Annotated in this window: 6 protein-coding genes; 4 read left to right on the plus strand and 2 right to left on the minus strand. The window is 33.0% G+C overall.

Going from position 1 to position 6,527, the window contains the following annotated elements:
- The first annotated feature begins 228 nt into the window (after positions 1-228).
- The 4 genes from PHQ99_04875 to corA all read left to right on the plus strand — a co-directional run bounded on the left by PHQ99_04875 (position 229) and on the right by corA (position 4,101).
- On the plus strand, positions 229-1,500 hold the full coding sequence (locus PHQ99_04875) for a tetratricopeptide repeat protein (GenBank protein ID MDD4288901.1): 1,272 nt from the start codon (positions 229-231) through the stop codon (positions 1,498-1,500).
- A 93-nt stretch (positions 1,501-1,593) separates the two neighbouring features.
- A complete protein-coding gene (locus PHQ99_04880; protein ID MDD4288902.1) occupies positions 1,594-2,658 on the plus strand; it encodes a mechanosensitive ion channel family protein in 1,065 nt (354 codons plus the stop codon).
- 62 nt (positions 2,659-2,720) lie between these two features.
- Complete coding sequence (locus PHQ99_04885) at positions 2,721-2,999, plus strand: LapA family protein (protein ID MDD4288903.1); 279 nt, start codon at positions 2,721-2,723, stop codon at positions 2,997-2,999.
- A 37-nt stretch (positions 3,000-3,036) separates the two neighbouring features.
- Positions 3,037-4,101, plus strand: a complete 1,065-nt coding sequence (corA, locus tag PHQ99_04890; GenBank protein MDD4288904.1) for a magnesium/cobalt transporter CorA — start codon at positions 3,037-3,039, stop codon at positions 4,099-4,101.
- Between the two features lie 50 nt (positions 4,102-4,151).
- Here corA and PHQ99_04895 read toward each other — a convergent pair whose 3' ends face one another.
- Positions 4,152-4,874 (minus strand): TrkA family potassium uptake protein, encoded by a 723-nt coding sequence (locus PHQ99_04895; protein ID MDD4288905.1) that lies wholly within the window; start codon positions 4,872-4,874, stop codon positions 4,152-4,154.
- 33 nt (positions 4,875-4,907) lie between these two features.
- The gene (locus PHQ99_04900) at positions 4,908-6,254 is read right to left on the minus strand and encodes a TrkH family potassium uptake protein (protein MDD4288906.1); all 1,347 of its coding nucleotides are present in this window, start codon (positions 6,252-6,254) and stop codon (positions 4,908-4,910) included.
- Between the last annotated feature and the right edge of the window lie 273 nt (positions 6,255-6,527).

Consider the following 6,527-nt stretch of genomic DNA (forward strand, 5'->3'; position numbering starts at 1 on the left):
TATCTGTACTGGCTCTCTGAAAATTATAGAAATAGCAAAACAGGCATTCAACGTGCTTAAAAAATAATATATTTCCAGAAATCACTATCAATATAATATCAAAAAATAGTAAAATATATTATAATATTATATTGTGGTTAAAATAATATTTATCAATAAGTAAGGTAACCGAAAAAATATAGCCAGAAAATATTACGTTAAACCATATTATTTACAACGGGGTGCTTAATGGATATTCAAAAATTTTCTAAATTATCAAATCTGTTAATACTAATTTTTTTGATACTACTATTCTTTATTGTTCCTTCCTCTATTTCTGTTCTGGCGCAAAACCAGTCTGTTGAAGATTTGTATTTTCAGGGAATCAATCTATTGGAAAATGAAAAAAAATATGAAGAAGCAGTTACTGTGTTTCAAGAAATACTGAATATCAAACCAGATTACCCGGAAGCTCATTTTCAAATAGGTCAGATATATCGCTTAACCAACCAGCTTGAAAAAGCAAGAATATATTATCAGAATGCTATTAATCTAAAATCTGACTATCTTTCAGCCTATTACAACCTGGGATTAACTGAGTATGAGTTGGAAGAATATGCCGATGCTCAGCAGTCATTAAAAGAATCAATTAGAATTAATCCTGATTTCTCAGATGCACATTACACTTTAGGCCTGACTTATTTAAAAACCAAAAAGATAAATCTTGCAATTGATTCTTTTAACCAGGCTTTACAGCTTACTCCTGATGATTACCATTCTTATTATGGTTTGGGACTTAGTTATAAAGAAATACTGGAATTTGAAAAAGCAATCCGGTCACTAAACAAAACATTGGAGATGAAACCAGATTATGGGCCGGCTTTTCATGAATTAGGTCTTATTTACAAAGATTTAGAACGTCATTCGGAAGCAATCAGTGCTCTGGAAAGGGCTGCCCACTATTTGCCGGAAGAAGCTGCTCAGATTTACTTTCAAATAGGTATTATTCATCAAAAGCTTAATAATACTGACCAGGCAATTGAGGCTTTCGAGAAGGCAGTAGAGATTAATAAAGGGCTAACTGATGCCTATTATTACCTGGGTTGGCTTAACAATCAAAAAGCAAAATACGAACAGGCAGTTGATGCTTATCAGAAAGTCATTGCCTTAAACCCGGATTATACATATGTTTATTATAATCTGGGATGGGTATATAATGAAATAAATCAGCACCTGGAAGCTGTTGGAGCATTCGAAAAAGCAATCGAGCAATCCCCTGATGATGCAGATGCATATTATGCATTGGGGTGGACTTACGGAAAAATTGAAGAATATGAAAATGCAAAGAAAGCATTTCAAGAGGCAATCCGGATCGATCCCGACTATGTTTATGCACATTATGGATTGGGCATAACCTTTTTAATTCTTGAAGAAAGAAACCAGGCATTAGAGGAATATAAGATATTAAAAAATCTTGACCAGGGAATTGCTGATCAGCTTTTTAACCAAATTTACCCATAATAAAATTATTTTTAGTTCGATTTGCTTACATATTTTTAATATATTAAAATGTTATCAACAAGTTCTTAAATTAGTATAAATTTCGGGGTTTATATGTTTAACGGTTTTCTACAGCAAGTATACTTTGGTAATCAACTAATAGACTATATTATGGCACTGGGTATCTTTATATTATTGGTATTCCTGATAAATGTATTAAAGAAGTTTCTAATTAAACTTCTCAGCTCATTTGCCCGGAAAAGCACAACCAGAGTAGATGACAAATTCGTCGAAGCATTTCAAAACAAAATAAAGCCATTTGTTAATCTGCTGTACTTCGGGGCTTTCTATCTTGGCTTTACACAATTAAAAATTCCCTCATCCTTGGAAAAAATTGTAAATATTGCAATTATTGCTCTTCTTATTTTCTTCGGTGTGCGTTTTATTCTTTCCATCTTCTCTTATTTCCTGGAAAACTACCTGATTAAAAAAGAAAGCAATGCAACCCGAATAACCGCTATTCGGGGTATTGAGACTTTTTTTAGAATTATCATTTGGATTATTGCCTTTATAATCCTTTTAGACAACCTGGGAATTCAAGTATCTGCCCTGATAGCTGGTCTTGGAATTGGTGGTATTGCCGTAGCTCTGGCTGCTCAAAATATCCTGGGAGACCTGTTCAGTTATTTTATTATCTTTTTTGACCATCCCTTTGAAATAGGTGATTTTATTACCATTGATGCCTTTTCAGGTACTATTGAAAGTATAGGCATAAAAACTACTCGTATCAGAAGTCTAAGCGGGGAGGAAATAGTATTTTCTAACACTGATTTGGTAAATTCCCGTCTGCGTAACTATAAAAGAATGAGAAGAAGACGAATACTGTTTAAATTTGGCGTTATTTATCAGACCTCTCTGGAACAGCTGAAAGGTATTCCTGATTTGGTAACCGAAATAATAAAACAACTTAATGGAGCAATATTAGACAGAGTTCATTTTGCATCCTTTGGAGATTTTAGTCTGGACTTTGAGGTAGTTTATTATGTAAATAGTAGAGATTATAGTAGATATATGGATATTCAGCAGGAAATCAATTTTAAAATGAAAGAAGAATTCGAAAAAAGAGGAATTGAGTTCGCCTATCCACCCAGACTCTTTTCCTGGAAAAAGATGAAATAAAAGATAAAACTGTAGAATAATATATGTTTACTTATACATCTAACTTATAAAAGGAGGATACCGTGCAAGCATATCTATTTATTGCAGCTTTCATTGCCGTGTTAGCGGTTATATTTGCCTTACAAAATGCCGTACCTGTTACAGTGAGTTTTATCACCTGGAGAGTTGAAAGCTCTCTGGCATTAATTCTTATTATAACTTTTATTGCCGGGTTGGCTACCAGTTTTTTGTTTAGTACATTAACACGGATTAAAAAAACACGTTCTGTCCCTGATAAAATACAAAAAGAAAAGAATTTAGAGCAGGAATCAGTTAATAACAATGATAAAGAACAAGAGTAACTGATTTGATGGAAAATTTTGGAAGCAGGAGGATAGTTTGGCTAAATTTTTAAAAAAAAGGGGTAAATCTATTGGTTTAACCCCGGGAACACCGGTTCATATAGGTGAAAGATTTTTGGAAAAGCCAAAAATATCTATAATTGATTATTCTCCCGAATATTTAGAAGAAAAAACAGTGGACGGTATCGAAAAATGTATTCCATATCTGGAAAAACCGACAATAACCTGGATTAATATTGACGGTATTCATCAGACTGATATTATTGAACAAATCGGGCAATCATTTAAAATACATCCTTTAACATTAGAAAATATAATGAACACCGCCCAGAGGCCAAAGATAGAATATTTTTCTAATTATATCTATATAGCCCTTAAAATGATTTACTGGGATAATGACAAACAGGAACTCTCCATAGAACATATAAGTCTTATTTTGACAGACCATACAGTGATCTCCTTCCAGGAAAAGGAAGGTGATGTATTCAACCCTGTGCGACAGAGAATAAAAAATGAAGCAGGGAAAATCAGAAAAAGCGACTCCGATTACCTCCTTTATTCGTTACTTGATTCTGTTGTTGACCAATATTTCCTGGTTTTAGAAAAAGTAGGTGATAAGTTAGAATTATTGGAAGATATCTTAATCGCTCATCCTTCACCTGATAATCAGCAGACTATTCACCAGATAAAAAGAAACTTAATTTTCCTGAGAAATGCTGTCTGGCCACTAAGAGAAGTAATCAACAAATTAGAGAAAGATGAATCAGATTTAGTTCACAAAAATACTAAATTATTTTTGCGAGATATATATGACCATACTATACAGATAATAGAAACTACTGAAACACTAAGGGATATGATTTCCGGTTTGCTTGATATCTATCTTTCCAGTGTAAGCAATAGGATGAACGAAGTCATGAAAGTGTTAACAATTATTGCAACTATTTTTATTCCACTAACTTTTGTTGCCGGTATTTATGGTATGAATTTTAAACATATGCCGGAATTGTCCTGGAAATGGGGCTATCCAACTATCCTCTCCGTCATGTTCCTCATAGGATTAGGAATGTTTTTTTTCTTTAAAAAGAAAAAATGGTTATGACCTGAGTTTAATTATCATTTTTGTCATATTTTTTATTAAACTCAAAATTTTTATTTCTTATCCTTTTTAGAAGCCTTTTTCTTACTATCATTAGATTTTTTCTTCTTATCTTCTTCTGAAGCCTTAAATTTTGTAATCAATTGATCAATCTTTTTGTTTTCCCCCACTAAAATGAGGTATTCGTTTTCATTAACAGTATGTCTTTCAGTGGGGGAAAAGGTAAATTGATTGCCCCTGCGAATAGCTAATAAGGTCACTCCGTATTTGCCCGGTAAATCCAGTTCCCCTAAAGTTTTTTCACAAAAAACAGGCAATGCAGCTATCTCAATAAGACTGTACTGTTGAGATAATTCCATCTGATTTTTTACATTGGGCATAATCAAGCTTCTTGCAATTCTGATTCCTTCATCTCTTTCAGGATATACAACCCTATCAGCACCTATTTTCTCCAGCACTTTCCCGTGAAGCAGACTATTAGCTTTAGTGACAACATATTGCAGTCCTATCTCTTTCAACATAATGGTAATTAGTATACTTGCTTCCAAATCTGTCCCCAGGCTGACAATAGCGGCATCAAAATTTTTAACTCCCAGTTCCTTTAAAACTTTCTCATCAGTTACATCAACTTTAACTACTTTAGTTATAACATCCTTAAACATATCTACCTTCTCCATATCGTTGTCTACCCCTAATACTTCATGACCCAGCTCAACTAAGGTAGTAGCAACCGCTGAACCAAAGCTGCCTAAACCAAATATTACAAATTGTTTCATCCTCTAATCCCCTTTTTTTAAAAAATAATGAATTTAACCAACCATAACATGTCCTTCAGGATATTGAATTGATTCCGGATGTCTGTCTATAATCAATGACAAAGCCAGTGAAAGAGGTCCGAGCCTGCCTAAAAACATAGTTAAAATTATGATAATTTTTCCTGCAGGGGATAGCATGTTTGTTATCCCTGTAGATAACCCTACAGTACCAAATGCGGAAACAACTTCAAATAATAATTCAATAAAGTCAAATTTTTCATAATAAGAAATCAACATTGTCATGGCTAAAATCCAGCTCAAAGAAAGCATTAATATTGCCCATGCTTTGTTTAATATTTTAGTTGATATCTGTCTGTAAAACAGGTAAAGATGTCTGCGTCCCTTTAGAGTATAATACATCCATAGAAAAGCAATAGAAAATGTTGTTGTTTTAATCCCTCCTCCCGTAGATGTAGGTGATGCTCCAATGAACATTAATATTATCAAAAGCAATAGACTGGCATTCCCTAACAGACCAATGGAAATGGTATTAAATCCTGCTGTTCTGGCTGTAGCAGATTGAAATAAAGAGCCAAGAATTCTCCCCTTTAACATTAATGGTTGCAATGTATTGCTATTATTCCTTTCTAAAAGAAAAAGACCGGTGGTCCCGATAATTAGTAATATTATTGTTACTACTAATACCAGTTTACTGTGTAAGGATAATCTTTGTTTTTTTGGAAACTCATAAAGCTCAACCAAAACCAAAAAACCAATTCCTCCAAAAACAATTAACACCAAGAAGATTAAGTTTATTCCAATGTTTAAATTGAATTGTTCCAGGCTGTCACTAAACAACGAAAAACCTGCATTGCAAAATGCTGATACCGCATGAAAAAAAGAAAGAAAAAGGGGTGAATGAGCATCTGGTAGATTGTGCCAGTTAAAATACAATAGAATAGTGCCAAGACCTTCAAAAAAGATAGTAAAAAATATAATATATTTAGCCAATCGGACTAATCCACCAATAGAGAACTGGTTAAGGGACTCCTGGATGATCAGCCGCTGCCGGAGAGAAATTTTCCTGCCAAGGAGAAAAGCAAACATAGTAGAAAAAGTCATGATTCCCAGTCCGCCAATCTGAAAGAGAATTAATATAACCCATTGCCCAAAGATAGAAAAATCCCTGCCAGTATCTAAAACAATTAATCCGGTAACACAAGTAGCTGAAGTAGCTGTAAATAAGGCGTCAATCCATTTGATTGATCTATCACTGCTGGAAGCTATATCAAGATGGAGTAAAAAAGTCCCTATAATAATTATCGATAAGAATCCTAATACCAATATCTGATTTGGAGATAAATCAATCTTTTTTATTAAACTATAACGTTCTGAACTCACATTATTCCTATCTTTTAAAAATTAATTGTTCTATTTAATAATTATAACATACCTCTCTTTATAATCAGATATTTAAATAATTTTAATTAGATTTTATTTCTTAACAAAACTACTAATCTACACTTCTACAGTTTTTAAAAAGATATTTTTTAATCAAAAATTCTAACTATTGTATGAACGGGTTATTTGAGATATACTTGGGCTTAAGAAGTAAGAAAGGATATTCAAATAGTATGGCAGATTCAAATAAATGGCAAGTCATTAATGCAGATG

The organism is Atribacterota bacterium (assembly GCA_028703475.1).
Classification (GTDB): Bacteria; Atribacterota; Phoenicimicrobiia; order Phoenicimicrobiales; family Stramentimicrobiaceae; genus JAQVMU01.

Excerpts from the sequence above, each read along its gene's own strand:
- PHQ99_04875 (MDD4288901.1), top strand. The coding sequence starts at position 229 with ATGGATATTCAAAAATTTTCTAAATTATCAAATCTGTTAATACTAATT.
- PHQ99_04880 (MDD4288902.1), top strand. The coding sequence starts at position 1,594 with ATGTTTAACGGTTTTCTACAGCAAGTATACTTTGGTAATCAACTAATA.
- PHQ99_04895 (MDD4288905.1), bottom strand. The coding sequence starts at position 4,874 with ATGAAACAATTTGTAATATTTGGTTTAGGCAGCTTTGGTTCAGCGGTT.